General features: G+C 71.3%; 14 protein-coding genes. 5 read left to right on the forward strand and 9 right to left on the reverse strand.

Annotated features, from left to right (window positions below):
- The first annotated feature begins 185 nt into the window (after positions 1-185).
- The gene (locus tag ACWGDX_RS14910; RefSeq protein WP_453625626.1) at positions 186-1,427 is read left to right on the forward strand and encodes a GNAT family N-acetyltransferase; all 1,242 of its coding nucleotides are present in this window, start codon (positions 186-188) and stop codon (positions 1,425-1,427) included.
- A 124-nt stretch (positions 1,428-1,551) separates the two neighbouring features.
- Here the strand turns inward: ACWGDX_RS14910 and ACWGDX_RS14915 are convergent, their stop codons facing one another.
- Together ACWGDX_RS14915 and ACWGDX_RS14920 are read right to left on the reverse strand one after the other, a co-directional pair.
- Entirely contained in the window at positions 1,552-2,331 is a 780-nt protein-coding gene (locus ACWGDX_RS14915; protein ID WP_453625628.1) for an ABC transporter permease, read from the reverse strand.
- Complete coding sequence (locus ACWGDX_RS14920; RefSeq protein ID WP_453625630.1) at positions 2,324-3,298, reverse strand: ATP-binding cassette domain-containing protein; 975 nt, start codon at positions 3,296-3,298, stop codon at positions 2,324-2,326. Before ACWGDX_RS14920 ends, ACWGDX_RS14915 begins: the two co-directional genes overlap by 8 nt.
- Before the next feature lie 100 nt (positions 3,299-3,398).
- On the opposite strand from ACWGDX_RS14920, the gene ACWGDX_RS14925 reads away from it, so the two are divergent.
- Positions 3,399-4,184, forward strand: coding sequence for a TetR/AcrR family transcriptional regulator (locus tag ACWGDX_RS14925; protein WP_453625631.1), 786 nt, complete (start codon positions 3,399-3,401; stop codon positions 4,182-4,184).
- Between the two features lie 26 nt (positions 4,185-4,210).
- Here ACWGDX_RS14925 and ACWGDX_RS14930 read toward each other — a convergent pair whose 3' ends face one another.
- On the reverse strand, positions 4,211-4,624 hold the full coding sequence (locus ACWGDX_RS14930) for a MerR family transcriptional regulator (RefSeq protein ID WP_453625633.1): 414 nt from the start codon (positions 4,622-4,624) through the stop codon (positions 4,211-4,213).
- Between the two features lie 276 nt (positions 4,625-4,900).
- Between ACWGDX_RS14930 and ACWGDX_RS14935 the strand changes: the two genes are divergently transcribed.
- From ACWGDX_RS14935 to ACWGDX_RS14945, 3 genes are all read left to right on the forward strand, one after another.
- Complete coding sequence (locus ACWGDX_RS14935; RefSeq protein ID WP_453625692.1) at positions 4,901-5,818, forward strand: aldo/keto reductase; 918 nt, start codon at positions 4,901-4,903, stop codon at positions 5,816-5,818.
- 62 nt (positions 5,819-5,880) lie between these two features.
- Positions 5,881-6,879, forward strand: coding sequence for a hypothetical protein (locus ACWGDX_RS14940; protein WP_453625635.1), 999 nt, complete (start codon positions 5,881-5,883; stop codon positions 6,877-6,879).
- A gap of 308 nt (positions 6,880-7,187) precedes the next feature.
- Complete coding sequence (locus tag ACWGDX_RS14945; protein ID WP_453625637.1) at positions 7,188-8,054, forward strand: oxidoreductase; 867 nt, start codon at positions 7,188-7,190, stop codon at positions 8,052-8,054.
- A gap of 113 nt (positions 8,055-8,167) precedes the next feature.
- Here the strand turns inward: ACWGDX_RS14945 and ACWGDX_RS14950 are convergent, their stop codons facing one another.
- The 6 genes from ACWGDX_RS14950 to ACWGDX_RS14975 all read right to left on the reverse strand — a co-directional run bounded on the left by ACWGDX_RS14950 (position 8,168) and on the right by ACWGDX_RS14975 (position 17,087).
- Positions 8,168-8,584: a VOC family protein gene (locus ACWGDX_RS14950; RefSeq protein ID WP_383037643.1), complete on the reverse strand. Its 417-nt coding sequence runs from the start codon at positions 8,582-8,584 to the stop codon at positions 8,168-8,170.
- A 38-nt stretch (positions 8,585-8,622) separates the two neighbouring features.
- Positions 8,623-8,973 (reverse strand): helix-turn-helix transcriptional regulator, encoded by a 351-nt coding sequence (locus ACWGDX_RS14955; RefSeq protein WP_453625694.1) that lies wholly within the window; start codon positions 8,971-8,973, stop codon positions 8,623-8,625.
- Between the two features lie 185 nt (positions 8,974-9,158).
- Positions 9,159-11,651: an ATP-binding cassette domain-containing protein gene (locus tag ACWGDX_RS14960; protein ID WP_453625639.1), complete on the reverse strand. Its 2,493-nt coding sequence runs from the start codon at positions 11,649-11,651 to the stop codon at positions 9,159-9,161.
- 336 nt (positions 11,652-11,987) lie between these two features.
- A complete protein-coding gene (locus ACWGDX_RS14965; protein WP_453625641.1) occupies positions 11,988-12,344 on the reverse strand; it encodes a VOC family protein in 357 nt (118 codons plus the stop codon).
- Between the two features lie 357 nt (positions 12,345-12,701).
- Positions 12,702-13,442 carry a VOC family protein gene (locus tag ACWGDX_RS14970; protein ID WP_453625642.1) on the reverse strand — a complete coding sequence of 247 codons (741 nt, stop codon included), beginning with the start codon at positions 13,440-13,442 and terminating at the stop codon, positions 12,702-12,704.
- A gap of 285 nt (positions 13,443-13,727) precedes the next feature.
- On the reverse strand, positions 13,728-17,087 hold the full coding sequence (locus tag ACWGDX_RS14975; protein WP_453625643.1) for a S8 family peptidase: 3,360 nt from the start codon (positions 17,085-17,087) through the stop codon (positions 13,728-13,730).
- Positions 17,088-17,160: the final 73 nt, after the last annotated feature.

The following is a 17,160-nucleotide window of genomic DNA, read 5'->3' on the forward strand; positions in this document are numbered from 1 at the left end:
ACGCGTTCTGACCGTGGACGCGGTGTGAGCTGGACGCGGCGTGAGCTGGACGCGGCGTGAGCGGGGTGTTCCGACCGTGAGGGCGTCGGCGGAGGGCGTCGGCGGATGCGCGGGAAGGCCCCCGCCAGGAGCGATGGTGAAAATCTGGATGCGCGGGGCGGCCCGTACGGCTTAGCGTGCGGATCATGAGCCTTGAGGTCCGTACCGTCACCGAATCCGAGTTCCCCGACTGGAGCCGAGCCCTCGACACCGGGTTCCTGAACCCACCGCTCGGCGTGGACGAGGTGATCGCGGAGCGGCTCGCCCGCGCCGATCTGGACCGTACGCGCGGCGCCTTCGACCAGGGGCGCTGCGTGGCGACCTTCCGGTCCTTCGCCCAGGAGCTGACGGTGGTCGGCGGCGCCGTGCTGCCCGCCGACGCCGTCACCAATGTGAGTGTCTCGCCCACGCACCGCAGGCGCGGGCTGCTCGGCCGGATGATGGCCGCCGATCTGACGGCCGCGAAGGAGCGCGGCGACGCCGTCGCCACGCTGATCTCCGCCGAGTACCCGATCTACGGGCGGTACGGCTTCGGCCCCGCCGCCGGTGTCGCCGAGTGGGCGATCGATGTGCCGCGTACGGGTCTCGACCCGCGCTGGTCGGGCCCGGTCGACGGCGGCAGGATCGATCTGGCGGACGCCGCCGACGTCCGGAAACTCGGTCCCGAGCTGTATGAACGCCTCCGGCTGCGCCAGCCGGGCGCGACCGACCGCGACGAGCGCTGGTGGCAGATCAATACGGGCGAGGCGCCCACCGGCCGTCCCTGGGTCGAGCCCTTCCACGCCGTCTACCGCTCCGCGTCCGGCGAGGTCGAGGGTCTGGCCACCTACACCGCCGACGACCAGTGGGGCGACGGCAAGCAGCCGAAGAACACCGCGTCCGTACGGAAGCTGATCGCCGTGAGCCCGCGCGCGGAGCGTGCCCTGTGGCAGTTCCTCTGTTCGATCGACTGGATCACGACGGTCAGGACGGGGTTCCGCGCCCCGGACGATCTGCTGCCCCACTTCCTGCCCGACCCGCGCGCGGCCCGGATCGTGACCCAGGCGGACTTCCTGTGGGTACGGATCCTTGACGCCGTACGGGCGCTGGAGGCCCGTACGTACGCCGTTCCCGGGACGGTCGTCCTGGACATCCACGACCGGGCGGAGCTGGCGGGCGGCCGGTTCCGGCTGGAGGCCTCGCCGGACGGCGCCAGCTGTGTGACGACCACGGAGTCGCCGGATCTCGTGCTGGACGTGCGGGAGCTGGGCGCGCTGTATCTGGGTGACGAGTCCGTGCTGCGGCTCGTGGCGCTGGGCGCGGTGAGCGAGGAGCGGCCGGGCGCGGCGGCGGTGGCGGAGAGGCTCTTCCGTACGCCGAGGCGCCCGTGGTGCCCGGACGTCTTCTGAGGTGGGGTCCGTGACGCGTTCCGTGCTGGTTTCCGGGGCGTTCTTCCGGGGTGTTCCGCCGGGCTCGGCCGGCCGGTTCAGGCCGTACGCGCCCTGAGCGGACCGTACGGCGTACGGCCCGAGTTCAGGCCGTACGCGCCTTGAACAGTACGCGCGAGAGCCCGAGCGCCACCGTCAGTATCCCGGCGCACCAGGCCAGCGCGGTCCAGGGCGCCGAGCCCACCGGAAGGCCCAGCAGCAGACCGCGCAGCGACTCGATCACCGGGGTCACCGGCTGGTGGTCGGCGAAGCCGTGGAGCCAGGCGGGCATGGTGTCGATGGGGACGAAGGCGCTGCTCGGGTACGGCAGGAACATCATGAAGAACGTGAACCCGCCCGCCGCCTCCGGGGACTTGGCGAGCAGTCCGGCCGCGGCCGAGAGCCATGAGACCGCCACGATGAAGCCGACCAGGATGCCCGCTGCCGCGAGCGCGGCGGGCAGGGTGGCCGAGGGGCGGAAGCCGATCAGAAAGGCGACGCCGAGGACGAGCGCCGTCGAGACGAGGTTACGGGCGGTGCTCGCGACCACATGCCCCGCCAGGATCGGGGTACCGCCGATGTCGAGCGAGCGGAAACGGTCGATGATGCCGCCCTTCATGTCCTCGCTGACGGCTACGGCGGTAGTGGCGGAGCCGAATCCGGCGCACAGGAGCAGGACGCCCGGGACGACGTAGGTCACATACTCCGTGCCGGTGTCGATGGCCCCGCCGAAGAAGTAGACGAAGATCAGCATCAGCATGACCGGCAGCATCATCGAGGTGATGACGGCGTCGAGGTTGCGCCTGCTGAGACGGATACCGCGGCCGGCCATGGTGAGGGAGTGCGCGAGTGGGCCGGTGATGGAGTACCTGGGCGCGTCAGACACGCGAGGGCTCCTTGTCGTTCCGGTCGGCTTCCTCGCGGGGCCTGCCCGTCAGCGTGAGGAAGACATCGTCCAGCGTGGCGCTGTGGACCGTGAAGCGCGCCACTTCCGTACCGTCCGGGTCGATCTCGTCGAGCAGCGCCCGTACATGGGCGGCGCCGCCGTCGGTCGGCAGACCGAGGGTCAGGCTCTCGGGGGAGTGGTGCACCGCGCGGGAGGCGAGGCGCAGATAGGCCTCGGGACCGGTCAGCACGAGATCGAGCCGGTGGCCCGCGACCCGGCTCTTCAGCTCGTCGGCCGTGCCCTCGGCGACCAGCCGCCCGTGGTCGAGGACCGCGACACGGTCCGCCAACTGGTCGGCCTCCTCCAGGTACTGGGTGGTCAGGAAGACCGTGGCGCCCTGCGCGGCGAGATCCCGTACCACCTGCCACAGCTCCTGGCGGCTGCGTGGGTCGAGACCGGTCGTGGGCTCGTCGAGGAAGACGACCTCGGGTTCGCCGACCAGTCCGGCGGCGAGATCGAGCCGGCGGCGCATACCGCCGGAGTAGGTGGCGGCCAGGCGGTCGCCCGCGGCGGTGAGGTCGAACCGGCCGAGGAGTTCGGCGGCGCGGCGGCGGGCGGCGGACCGTGACAGACCACCGAGCCGGGCCATCATGCGGAGGTTCTCCGCGCCGGTCTGCGTCTCGTCGACGGCGGCGGACTGCCCGGTCAGACTGATGGCGCGGCGCACCTGGCGACGGTCGGCGACGACGTCGTACCCGGCGACCCGCGCGGTGCCGCGGTCCGCCTCGGTGAGCGTGGCGAGGACGCGTACGACGGTGGTCTTGCCCGCGCCGTTGGGGCCGAGGAGGGCGAAGACGGTGCCCCGCTCGACATGGAGATCGATCCCGCGCAGGACGGGCACCCGCGCTTTCCCGTTCCCGTAGGACTTTTCGAGGCCGGTCGCCTCGATGGCCGCTGGTGGATGCATGGCCCCCCGCTTCTATTGCGTATGACGTACACGTTATTGTGTAAGAGTTACGCATTACTAGGATGGGCGTCAAGCAGGGGGTTGACGAGAGGCGGCGGCGATGACGTACAAGAGCGGCGGTACGGGACTGCCCGCCAGCATCGAGGCCGCCTGGGGGCTGCGCGAACGCCCGTCCAAGGGGCCCAAGCCCGGTCTGAGCCTGCCCCGGATCGTCGACGCGGCGGTCGGTGTCGCGGTGGCCGAGGGGCTCGGCGCGGTCTCGATGGGGCGGGTCGCCAAGGAACTGGGCGTCTCGACGATGTCCCTCTACCGCTATGTCGCGGCCAAGGACGAGCTGTACATCCTGATGCAGGAGGCGGCCATCGGCCCACCGCCGCCCGCTCCGGCGACCGGCACGGGGTGGCGTGAGGCGCTGGCCCGGTGGGCGTGGGACCAGCGGGAGATGTTCCGCGGGAACCTGTGGGCGCTGCGCATCCCCATCTCGGGCCCGCCCGCCACACCGAACATGGTGGCGTGGTGGGAGCGGGGAATGGTGGCGCTGGACGGCACCGGGCTGGACGACGGCACCAAGCTCTCGGTGATTCTGCTGGTCAGTGGTTTCGTACGGAACGAGGCGACGCTGATGGCGGATCTGGACGCGGCCGTCGAGGCGAGCGGTGTATCGGCCCAGGAGGTGATGGCCGGCTATTCGCGCACGCTGCGGAGACTGGCCGACCCGGGCCGCTATCCGGCGGTGGCCCGGCTGCTGGAGAGCGGGACTCTGGACGGAACGGACGACCCGGACGCGGACTTCAGCTTCGGTCTGGAGTGCTTGCTGGACGGTGTGGAGGCGATGGCGGGGCGGCGGGGCGGGGCGGGACGGGACGGCCGGGGGACGCCGTCCTGAGCCATACGCACCACGGGGACTGGTCACTACTCCTGGGGTCCGACGACCTTCCGGTACGAAGTGATCTTCCGGTCGATCGCGTTCAGGTGCTTGCGGGTCCGCTCCATGCGCGCGATCACCTCGCGGCGGTGCTGTTCGAGGAGCCGCAGCCGTTCGGCGTCGGTTCCCGGCCGACGGGCCAGCGCCGCGTACCGCCGGATGTCCACGATCGGCATGCCCGTCTGGCGCAGCATGACGAGCCCGGCCAGCCAGGCCAGGTCGTCGGCACCGTAACGGCGGCGCCCGGACGCCGAGCGCGGCGCCGGGTGGAGCGTCAGGCTCTCGCGTTCGTAGTAGCGCAGGGTGTCGACACTCAGTCCGCACATGGCGGCGGCCTCACCGATGAGCAGGCCTTCGGGCGGCACGGTGACGCCGATATCGGGCAATAGCACCTCGTCCACCCGACCACTATGCGACCTGGAGTGCGCTCCAGGTCAAGCTCCGCCGTATCCGGCGATCGGGCGGGCCTCGCGGCTTCCACTCGCGGCTTCCATTTGACCTGGAGCGCGCTCCAGGAGGCACGGTGGCCGGGTGGTCGCCGCGCGCGGGAGATGCGCGGCCGAAGCGCACACGAGGCGCACGAGAGAAGTGAGAGACGGACAGTGAAGACGATTGAACTGGGCAGGGACGGTCTGGGCAGGGACGGTCTGCGCGTCCCGCCGCAAGGTTTCGGCGCCATGGGCATGAGCGCGTTCTACGGCGCGAGGGACGAGAAGGAGGCGGTGGCCACCCTCAACCGGGCGGTGGATCTGGGTGTGACGCACATCGACACCGCCGAGGCGTACGGGCCGTTCGAGAACGAGAAGCTGATCGCGCGGGCCCTGGGCGCCCGTCGCGCCGAGATCACCCTCGCGACCAAGTTCGCGAGGGACTTCGACGCCGAGGGCGCTCCGCAGGACGGACGCCCCGAGCATGTGCGCCGGGCGGTGGAGCGGTCGCTCCGCCATCTGGAGACGGACACCATCGACCTCTACTACCTCCACCGTGTCGACCCGGCCGTCCCGATCGAGGAGACCGTCGGCGCCATGTCCGAGCTGGTCGAGGCGGGCAAGGTGCGCCACCTCGGACTCTCCGAGGCCGCCGCCGCCACGATTCGCCGCGCGCACACCGTCCACCCGATCACCGCGGTGCAGTCGGAGCTGTCCCTCTTCAGCCGCGACCTGCTGGAGAACGGGATCAAGGCGGCGCTGGACGAGCTGGGCATCGGTCTGGTCGCCTTCTCCCCGCTCGGCCGCGGCTTTCTCGCCGGAGCCATCCGCGGCGTCGACGACCTCGACCCCGACGACGCGCGCCGGGGACTGCCCCGCTTCTCGGCCGAGAGCATCGCCGCCAATCTGGCGCTGGTGGACCGGGTCGGCGCGATCGCCGAGGCGCGTGGGGCGACTCCGGGACAGATCGCCCTGGCATGGGTCGCCGCACAGGGCGCGGTCGCGATCCCCGGGACCAAGCGGCGGGCCTATCTGGAGGAGAACGTCAGGGCGGCCGACATCACCCTGACCCCCGCGGAGCTGACCGCCCTGGACAGCGCGGTACCGACCGGCGCCGTCACCGGCGCGAGGGACACCGCCGAAGGACTCGCCCTCACGAACCGCTGACACCGTCCCCACGCGACGTCCTGCCCTCGCTCCCTGGGCTTGGCGCTCCCTAGGCTTGGCACATGGAGGAACACGGCGGAGAAAGCGGCGGTGGCATCGGGGAAGGCGGCGGGGAACACGGCGCGGGGCGTGGCGGACTGCCGGCGCCGATCGCCGCGTGGTGTGTCCGTGCGCTGGGGGCCCGCCCCGTAGAGCGGTTGTTCTCCGTCGCGCAGACGTCCGAGGTGGTGGCGGTACGGCTCGACGACGGCCGTCGTGCCGTCATCAAGGCGCGGCCCGACGAGGCAGGCCGCGCGCGGGCGTGCGTCGCGGTGCAGCGGGCGCTGGCCGATCGCGGGTACCCCTGTCCCCGGCCGCTCACCGATGTGGCCGTCGTGGACGGCCGGGCGGTGCACGCCGAGCAGTGGCGTCCGGGTGGTGACATGGCGCGGGGGGACGGTCCGGAGACCGCCCGGAAGTTCGCCGTACTGCTCGGCACTCTGGTGATCGGGGCACGGGAGGTGCCGGTCCGGCCGCCGCTGCCGAACCCGGTCTGGGTCCGCTGGGACCACGACGGTCCCGGCACCTGGCCCGCCTACGACTGGCACGACGCCCGAGCCGGACTGATACCCCTTCCGCCGGATCCGGATCTTGAGAGCCTTGAGGAAATCGCCGTACGCGTGCGCGCCCGGCTGGCCTGCGCCGCCTCGCTGCCCCGCACGGTAGGCCACGCCGACTGGGAGACGCAGAACGTTCGGTGGCGGGGCGAGGACGCGTACGCGGTGCATGACTGGGACAGCCTGGCGTGGCTGCCGGAGGCGGCGGTCGCGGGGGCCGCGTCCGGGGCGTTCGCCAGTGCCGAGCACCCCACGCTCGTACCCGTGGAGAGTTCGGCGGCGTTCCTCGACGCCTATCAGGAGACGCGAGGACGGTCGTTCACGGACGAGGAGCGGCGGCTCGCCTGGGCGGCGAGCCTGTGGCCCGCCGCCCACAACGCCCGAACCGAAGTCCTGTACGGGCGGGAGCCGATCGCCCTGCGGGCCCTGCGTGACCAGGCCGACGAACGCCTGGCCGGCCGCTGAGCAGGCTCTGGCCAGGCTCCGAGCAGGCGCTGAGCGCGCCGCGCTTGGGCGGGCTCGAACTGGCGCCGCCCTTGGGGATCGACCGCGCGAGTGACTGGTCGTGCCGGTCCCAGGAACGCCGGGGCACTGCCACCCGGAGCGGAAAAGGCGCAGAGTCGGTCGTAGCGGATTCCGGCCCCGGGACGGATGTCCCCACGGATCAGGCGGATCCGGGGCGGACGTGACCACTGGTCCGTAACGAGCGGACCGGGCCCCTGCTCCGTAACGAGAGCGGACCGGACCCCCTGATCCGCGACGAAAGGAACACCATGACCAGCGCAACCCCCGCCGGCACCCTCACGCTCGCCGACGACCTCACCATCAGCCGTATGGGCTACGGCGCCATGCAGCTCGCCGGCCCCGGAGTCTTCGGTCCCCCCAAGGACCGCGACGAGGCCGTCGCGGTGCTCCGCGAGGCGGTCGACCTCGGTATCACGCACATCGACACCAGCGACTTCTACGGTCCTGTCGTCGTGAACGAGATCATCAAGGAGGCCCTGCACCCCTACCCCGCGGACCTCCGCATCGTCACGAAGGTCGGTGCCCGCCGTGGCGACGACGGCTCCTGGAACCCGGCGCTGGAGCCCGACGATCTCAAGGCCCAGGTACGCGAGAATCTGCTGCATCTCGGCCTGGACGTCCTCGACGTCGTCAATCTCCGGGTCGGGACGGCCGAGGGCACCTCGGAGGATTCCGTCGCGGAGCAGTTCGGCGCCCTGGCGGAGCTTCAGCGGGAGGGCCTCGTCCGCCACCTCGGGCTGAGCGCCGTCTCCTCGGCGCTGCTGACGGAGGCTCAGGCCATCGCACCCGTCGTCACCGTACAGAACCTCTACAACCTCGCCGCCCGCCAGGACGACGCCCTCGTGGACCGGTGCGCGGCCGAGAACATCGCGTTCGCCTCGTTCTTCCCGCTCGGCAGCTTCAGCCCGCTCCAGTCGGAGACGCTCACCGCGGTGGCCACCCGCCTCGGTGCCTCGCCGCAGCAGGTGGCGCTCGCGTGGCTGCTTCAGCGGTCGCCGACGACGGTCCTCATCCCGGGCACCTCTTCCGTGGCCCATCTCCGCGAGAACGTCGCCGCGGCCGGCCTCGAACTGCCGGCTGACGCGGTCGCGCAGCTCGACGCCATCGCCGGATAGGCGCCTTTGTGGGCGCCTTTGTGCGGAGCGGGGCACGGGTGCGGATCTGCTGAAGGTGCTGGTCAAGCCCTGACCTCGGTGGTTGTCAAGGGCTTACTTCGGTCGTCAAGGGCTCACTTCACGAGAGGCTGGGTGAAGCGCAGCAGGTTGCCGGAGGGGTCGCGGAACGCGCAGTCGCGGACGCCGTAGGGCTGGTCCATCGGCTCTTGCAGCACCTCTCCTCCCGCGGCGCTGACGCGCTCGAAGGTGGCGTCGCAGTCGTCCGTCGCGAAGATGACGCCACGCAGCAGGCCCTTGGCCATCAGTTCCGCCATGGCCTGTTTGTCCGCCGGTGAGGCGTTCGGGTCGGCAAGGGGCGGTTCCAGGACGATGTTCACGTCCGGCTGCGAGGGCGCCCCGACGGTCACCCAGCGCATCCCCTCGAACCCGACGTCGTCGCGTACCTCAAGGCCGAGCACATCGCGGTAGAAGGCGATCGCCCGGTCGTGGTCGTCCACGGCGATGAAGCACTGGGAAAGGCGGATGTCCATGCCGTTCAGGCTAGTGCTGTGGCCGGCGGCGGGCCCGCTCAACCGTTCCTGAGCGGACGTGTGTGGATCTTGGCCATGCACGCCGGGATCGCGGCGCCATGGTCATGGCTCCGGGCCCGGTACGTGCTCGGGCTCGCGCCGACCAGCTGGGTGAAGCGCGAGCTGAACGACCCCAGCGACGTACAGCCGACCGCGAAGCAGACCTCGGTCACCGTGAGGTCACCGCGCCGCAGCAGCGCCTTGGCCCGCTCGATACGGCGGGTCATCAGATAGCTGTACGGCGTCTCTCCGAAAGCGGCGCGGAAGCTGCGGGAGAAATGGCCCGCCGACATCAGGGCGTCACGCGCCAGCATCGGGACGTCGAGCGGCTCGGCGTAGTCGCGGTCCATCCGGTCGCGGGCCCGCCGCAGCCGGACGAGGTCGTCGAGGTCCTGCCGTCTCACCTGGCGAGTGTCGCACAGCACCCGGGGCCGGTGACGTTCGCGAGGTCCTCGGGCCTGACCGCGATCAGGTCCGAGGACCTCGTCCAGATCCGGGACGACGTCCTCGGTCACGTCCTCGGTCACGTCCTCGGTCAGGCTCCGACGTAGGCCGCGAGGTGCTCGCCCGTGAGGGTGGATCGGGCGGCGACGAGGTCGGCGGGTGTGCCCTCGAAGACGATCCGGCCGCCGTCGTGGCCGGCGCCGGGACCGAGGTCGATGATCCAGTCGGCGTGCGCCATGACCGCCTGGTGGTGTTCGACGACGATGACCGACTTGCCGGAGTCGACGAGCCGGTCGAGCAGGCCGAGCAGTTGCTCGACATCGGCGAGATGGAGGCCGGTGGTCGGCTCGTCGAGGACGTAGACACCGCCCTTCTCGCCCATGTGGGTGGCCAGCTTGAGCCGCTGCCGCTCACCGCCGGACAGCGTGGTGAGCGGCTGGCCGAGGCTGAGATAGCCGAGCCCGACGTCGGCGAGCCGGGTGAGTATCCGGTGCGCGGCCGGCGTACCCGCCTCGCCCGCGCCGAAGAACTCCTCGGCCTCGGTCACCGACATCGCGAGCACCTCGCTGATGTCGCGGCCGCCGAGGTGGTATTCCAGTACCGATGCCTCGAACCGCTTCCCCTCGCACTCCTCGCAGGTGACGGCGACACCGGCCATCATCGCCAGGTCGGTGTAGATGACGCCGGCGCCGTTGCAGTTGGGGCAGGCGCCCTCGGAGTTGGAGCTGAAAAGCGCCGGCTTCACGCCGTTGGCCTTCGCGAACGCCTTGCGGATCGGGTCGAGCAGTCCGGTGTACGTCGCCGGGTTGCTCCGCCGTGAGCCGCGGATCGCGCCCTGGTCGATCGACACCACACCCGCGTCGGCGGCCCCCGGCTGCTGAGGCAGCGACCCGTGCACGAGCGAGCTCTTGCCGGAGCCGGCGACACCGGTGACGACGGCGAGCACCCCGAGCGGGATGTCGACGTCGACGTCGCGCAGGTTGTGCGCTGTCGCCCCGCGGATCTCCAGCGCGCCGGTGGGCGTCCGTACCGTTTCCTTGAGGGAGGCCCGGTCGTCGAAATGGCGGCCGGTGATGGTGCCGCCGGCCCGCAGTCCCTCTACGGTGCCCTCGAAGCAGACGGTGCCGCCCGCCGCACCGGCGCCGGGGCCGAGGTCGACGACATGGTCGGCGATCGCGATCGTCTCCGGCTTGTGCTCCACGACGAGCACGGTGTTGCCCTTGTCCCGCAGCCGAAGCAGCAGGCCGTTCATGCGCTGGATGTCATGGGGGTGCAGGCCCGTGGTGGGCTCGTCGAAGACATACGTGGTGTCGGTGAGCGAGGAGCCGAGGTGGCGGATCATCTTGACGCGCTGCGCCTCGCCGCCCGACAGCGTGCCCGACGCCCGGTCGAGCGAGAGATAGCCCAGCCCGATCTCCACGAACGAGTCGAGAGTCTGGCGCAGGGTCGCGAGCAGCGGCGCCACCGACGGCTCGTCGAGACCGCGGACCCATTCGGCCAGATCGCTGATCTGCATCGCGCACGCGTCGGCGATATTGATCCCGCCGCCTGCGCCTGCGCTGCCGCCACCTACGCTGCTGTCGCCGCCCACGCTGCTGCCCCCGCCGACGAGGACGCCGCTGCCGCTGCCGCCGATCCGCGACGAACGGGCCGCCTCGCTGAGCCGGGTGCCGCCGCACTCGGGGCAGGCGGTGAAGGTGACCGCCCGGTCCACGAACGCCCGGATGTGCGGCTGCATCGCCTCCCGGTCCTTGGACAGGAACGACTTCTGGACCTTCGGGATCAGCCCCTCGTAGGTGAGGTTGATGCCGTTGACCTTCACCTTGGTCGCCTCGCGGTGGAGGAGGTCGTGCCGCTCGGTCTCGGTGTACTCGCGGATCGGCTTGTCCGGGTCGAGGAAGCCCGACTCGGTGAAGATCCGCAACGTCCAGTGGCCGTCCACCTTGTAGCCGGGGACGGTGATCGCGCCTTCGGCGAGCGACTTGGACTCGTCGTAGAGCTGGGTGAGGTCGATGTCGGAGACCATGCCCCGGCCTTCGCAGCGCGGACACATGCCGCCGGTGCGGGTGAAGGTCTGTTTCACGGTCTTGCCCGCGCCGCGTTCGACCGTGATCGCACCGCTCGCCCGGACCGAGGCGACGTTGAAGGAGAACGCGTTGGGCGAGCCGATGTGCGGCTGCCCGAGCCGGCTGAAGAGGATGCGCAGCATCGCGTTGGCGTCGGTGGCGGTGCCGACCGTGGAGCGCGGGTCGGCACCCATCCGCTGCTGGTCGACGATGATCGCGGTCGTCAGCCCGTCGAGTACGTCGACCTCGGGCCGCGCCAGCGTCGGCATGAAGCCCTGCACGAAGGCGCTGTAGGTCTCGTTGATCAGCCGCTGCGACTCGGCGGCGATCGTGCCGAACACCAGTGAACTCTTGCCCGAGCCGGAGATCCCCGTGAACACCGTCAGCCGGCGTTTCGGTATCTCGATACTGACGTCCTTGAGATTGTTCACACGCGCGCCGTGCACGCGGATCAGATCGTGGCTGTCGGCAATGTGCGGCTCGGGCGACCGCGTGTCCGTCCTCGTGGCCGTGCTCATCGTGTCTCCATCTGTTGGGCGGGGCCGCCTCAGCGGTCCGCCTCAGCGGTCTCCGTCGGCGTCGCCCGGCTCGGTCCGACCGGCTCGCTCCGACCGGCTCCGAGCAGTACGTCGTGGCCTGCGCGCGCGGGTCCAAGCCGGTGCGCGCGACGAGGCGGTCACCCCGCCCCAGCGGCAGCGCGCCGGTCTCAAGGACCTCGACTTCGCCCTCGATCGTCGAAGGATAGCGGCACCGGATACGGCGCACCGCGGTGTCGCGACGGCGCCGAGCGCGGGGGCGGGGGACCGAGGCGGGGGCGGGGGCGGCGGGCGCGGGGGCCAGGGCGGGGCCGGCACTCACCGGTCCTGGAGCAGCCCGAGAACGTTGCCGTCGGGGTCGGTGAAGGTGGCCACCAGCCGGCCGCCGCCGACGTCGTGCGCGGGCTCCTTCACCTCGGCACCCGCGGCGGTCACCTCGGCCAGCTTCGCCTCGATGTCCGCCACGTGCCAGTAGGTCACCGGCGAGGTCATGCCCTGCGGTCCACCGCCCGGCACCAGCCCGATGTGCTGGCCCTCGGCCTCGAAGCCCACGTAGTAGGACTCGTCGGCCTGCGGCGCCACGCCGAGCAGGGCGGCGTACACCTTCTTGGCCGCCGCCAGGTCGGAGACGGGATGCAGCACGGTCTTGATGCCCTGGGTGGAAGAGCCGCTCATGATCACTCCTGAAGTCGTGGGTCCGGTCGGGATGTGCCCGGTCGGGGTGTTCCGGTCGGGATGTGTCTGTATCAGCGACGAACGGGAAGCCCCGGAGAACGACGGTCCGATCGCCCTGGACGGAAGCTCGTGCGCATGACGACGTCCATGGCAGTGACGCTAACCGCGGCTCACGGGTCCGCGCTTCTCGAATCCTGACCGGTCCTGCCAGCGGTTTCCGGCGGCGCGCGACGGGATCGGCGCGTTCGGCGGCGGGTCCCGCGCCGTGAGTGCGTCAGCTCTCAACCGGCTTCCGGTGCGGCGCGACCGTACTTTTCCGCGAGGGCGAGGCGGCCAGGGCGAGGCGGCAGGGCTTCCTCAGGACCGGGCGAGGACGCAGAACTCGTGGCCCTCCGGGTCGGTCAGGCACGTCCACGGGACATCGCCCTGGCCGACGTCGAGATCGGTGGCGCCGAGGGCCCGCAGCCGGGCCACCTCCGCCGCTTTGTCGTCACCGGGGTCCGGCACCAGGTCGAGATGGACGCGGTCCGGCACGGCCTTCACGCCGGGAGTGCGGAGGAACTCAAGATACGGGCCGACCCCCTTGGCGGAGCGCCACACCGCGTGATCGTCGGTCACCTCGTGCAGGGTCCAGTCGATCGCCTCGTCCCAGAACCGGGCCATGGCCCGCGGATCCACGCAGTCGACCACCACCGCGGCGATCGGCCCGGTGTCCCGGTAGATCTCCCGGGGCTCCAGCACACAGAACTCGTTGCCCTCGGGATCGGCGAGGACCGTCCACGGCACTTCGCCCTGACCGACGTGGGCGGGCGTCGCACCGAGATCCTTCAGACGCGCGACCAACTCCGTCTGATGGGCCGCGGAGGTGGTGGCGAGATCGAGGTGCACACGGTTCTTCGTCGTCGTCCTGGGTTCCGGGACGGCAATGACGTCGACGCAGACGGTGACCGGGTCCAGCCAGTCGAAGCCGACGGGTAGAGCGGCGGTCGCACCGGGTTCCCGGCTGGTCACACGCCAGCCGAGCGCCTCCGCCCAGAACCGGCCGACCGCCGAGTCGTCAAGAGCCTTCATATTCACCAGGACGGGTCGCAGTGTCATGCCGGCGATCCTAGACACCGGCTCCTACGCACCCGGCTCCTACGGCACCCGCTCCGCGACGACATCCGCAGACCGTCGCCACACAGCAGTGACACCAAGCGCTGGAATGTGACAGCCGGCGCTGGAAGTCACAGGAGGTGAGCCTGAGCACGACAGTCGCCGTGAACCGCCTGTCCCGACCTGGCCCTCCCACTTTCCGACGGTCAGTGGGTCCCGTTCGCGGCAAGAGCGCCCGAGCCGGCCGAAGCCGACCCGGGCGCCCAGTCAACACACGTGTACAGACGCCTACTTGACGGCCCGGTAGGCCCGGTGGATCGTCTGCTTCAGGGTGTTGCCGGCCGTGTCCGTGAGCGTCACGCGCAGAGAGACCGGGCCCGCTTTCGCCGGGTGGCGCAGGTCGAGGCGCTTGCCGTCGACCGCCTTCGCCGGGTGCCAGGTCCGGCCGTCGTCGTACGAGACGGAGAAGGCCAACGTGCGGGCGGTGCGCGCGGTGGCCGCGCCCTCGACCGTGAACGGGACAGAGAAACGCGTGCCCGCCTTGGCCGTGCTCTGCGTGGACAGCCGGGGCGTGAAGCGGACCACCGACAGCGGCAGCCGCTGCCCGGCACCGGTGACATGCGCGGAGGTGAAGGTCCACTCGGCGGTGACCCGGGTGGAGACCGACGAGAGGGAGGCGGGGCGGGAGACGTCCGTCGTCAGGCGGTACGTGCGCCTGGCGGCGGGGAGTTCGTACGAGACGCCGGCCAGGTCCGTGTTCGCGGCGAAGATCTTCGTGCCGCCCGCGTAGAGGGTGCTCCTGGCCTTGCTGTAACGGGAGTCGCCCACGTGCCCGGCGCCGTCGGAGAAGAGCGGAAGGTACGCCGTGAGGGTGTCACCGACGCGGACCGCGCCCGGACGGTCCTCGTTGCCGGTCAGCGGGCCCGTGAGACGCGGGCCGAAGACGCCGGTGTTGAAGCGCTCGGTGTACTGCTTGCCCGCCCTGTACGCCCGGGGGTTCACGGTCCACTGGCCGGCGTCGTGCACGGTTTCGCCGTCCGCGTCCGTGCCACCCGTCTGCCACACGGAGTACTGCCACCGCACGCCCGGCAGAACGTAGTCGGTGAGGGTGGCGGGCAGGGAGAACTCGGTCGGGTTGAAGTCGGCCCAGAATCCGCCCCCCGGCGTGAGGGGCGCGGCGACGAGCGACCCCTTCTTGTCCTTGGCGGGCTCACCGACGGGGATGGTGACCTTGGCGAACTGCGAGCGCTTCAGGTGCGCGGTGAAGCCGGCCAGATCGCCGGTACGGTTCATCGCCGGCCGGTAGCTCGTACTCCCGTGCGTCCAGGTGCCGTTGTACTGCGCGAACGCCTCGCGGGCGGGCAGCCGGGCGCCGAACTGCCCGACGCGCAGCTTGCCGAAGCTGCCCATCTCGTATGTGGTGACGCTCTGGTTCCGGTCGATGTCGAACCCGTAGTTGAAGGTGGCGTCGGTGTGCTTGGCCCTGGCGTCCGGCACGGTGATCCGGACCGGTTCGGCCTTGCGGGCGTCCATGACGAGGGTGGTGTCACGGGTCAGCGAGAACTTGGGGTTGAGGAGGAGGGCCAGGTCCCCGGCGTCCGGGGTCGCGCCCGTTTCGATACGGCCTTCGAGGCTGTAACGGCCCCTGGGCAGCCGCACGGTGAACTCGCCGTCCGTGTCGTCCGAGTAGTCGTTCCAGATCTCGTTGTCCAGCCCCTGCACCCCGGTCTGGGACCGCCCGGCGGGCTTCCCCCCGAGGTCGAGATGCCTGACGGTCAGGTCGTACGACTCGGCTTCGCGCTGTACGCCGACACCGGTCCGTACGGTGATGCCGGCGCCGTCCGTCGCGGTGACCGAGCCGCCGAAGCCGCCGTCGGCCGTGCCCGCGCCGCTGTCGGCGGTGACCTGGGCTGTCGCGGTGCCGCCCGCCGGGACGGTGAGCCGCTTCGGCGAGACCTCGAACATGCCCTCGGCGGCGGGCTTTCCGTCCTCGCCGTACGCCTCGGTGGCCAGGTCGAGGGTGCGGGGGCGGTCGCCGTCGTTGCGGTAGGTGACGGTCCTGGTGACCGGCTTGTCGTCGGTGTGCGGCCACTGCTGGGTGGGGAAGCCGAGGCTGGCGGGGGTGGTGGTGAGCTGCTGGCCGAGGGCGCGGACGATGTCCGTACGGCCCGTGCCCTGCGCGAACGCCGAGACACCGGCGGTCGGCTCGGCCGACGCGGTGAGCGCGGCCTTGAGTCGCTCACCGGTCCAGTCGGGATGACGCTGGGCGAGGATCGCGGCGGCGCCCGCGACATGCGGGGTCGCCATCGACGTACCGCTCATCGACACGTAGCCGTCGGCGGCCGGGTCGCCCTCCGTGCCCTCGGTGGCCTTCGCGGCGACGATGTCGACGCCGGGGGCGGTGAGGTCGGGCTTGAGGGAACCGTCCGCTGCCGGGCCGCGGCTGGAGAACTCGGCCATCGCGTCGGCACGGTCCACCGCGCCCACGGTGAGCGCGGCGGCGGCGCTGCCCGGCGATCCGACGGTTCCGGCCTTCGGGCCCTCGTTGCCGGCGGCGATCACGAAGAGGGCGCCCGAGGAGGCGGACAGCTCGTTCACCGCCTGCTCGACGGGGTCGTCACCGGGGCTGTCGGGGCCGCCCAGGCTGAGGTTGACCACCTCGGCACCCTGCGCGACGGCCCACTGCGCGCCGGCGATGACCCCGGACTCCTCGCCGGAGCCGCCGTCGTCGAGCACCTTGGCGCTGATCAGCCGGGCGCCCGGCGCGACCCCTTTGTACGTGCCCCCGGAGTGCGCGCCGGACCCCGCGACCGTGGACGCCACATGCGTGCCGTGACCCACCCGGTCGACCGTGTCCGCCGCCGCGGAGAAGTTCTTCGCCGCGTCGATACGGCCCTTCAGATCCGGGTGCGTGCCGTCAACTCCGGTGTCCAGCACGGCGACCTTGACGCCCGTGCCGTCGTACCCCGCCGCCCAGGCCTCGGGGGCGCCGATCCGCGCGGTGCTCCGGTCGAGGGCCGCCTCGACCTTCCCGTCGAGCCAGATCTTCTCGACCCGGTCGGCGGCGGCCGACCTCTCCCGCGCCGTCCCCCCGCTGCCGGTGAGCGTCTCCCACAGGCCGGAGCCCTCGGACTTACGGGCCTTCAGCGCGTCCCCGTTGACGCTGGGCAGGCCCCGGCCGACCCGGGCTCCGGTGGCGGACAGCGCGCTCGGCGCGAGGGTGCGGCCCTTGGCGTACGTCACGATCAGCGGGAGGTCGGGGCGGGCCGCGTCGTCGTAACCCCACTTGACCAGCTGCGTCACGTCGAACAGCCGCCGGTCGGCGGTGCCGTTCGAGAGGAGCCGCTCGGCGTCACGCGGGACGACGTAGGTGCGGTCGGCGCTCCGCGCTATTCGGAAGGTGGTGCCTTCCCGGCCCTTGCCGGGCCGCACACCGGTGACCTGTCCGGTGGCGTCCAGTGTGACCCGGTCACCGGTGACGAGGGTGACTGTCCTGGCCTTGCCGAGGGCGCGGGCCGTACCCGCCGTACCGCTGTCGAACTGCGCGGCCCCGGATTCCGGGGCAACGAGCAGGGCCGAGGTGAGGGCGGCGGCGACGAGCACGGCGAGAGCGGAAGCCTCACTCGCTCGCCTCTTGCGGTGATTCAAGGCATGCCTTTCCTCTGGACCTCCGGGCATGGCAGAGCAGCCCGGCGGACGGGACGAAGAAACAGAGGGGAAA

Source organism: Streptomyces sp. NPDC055025, from assembly GCF_053608565.1.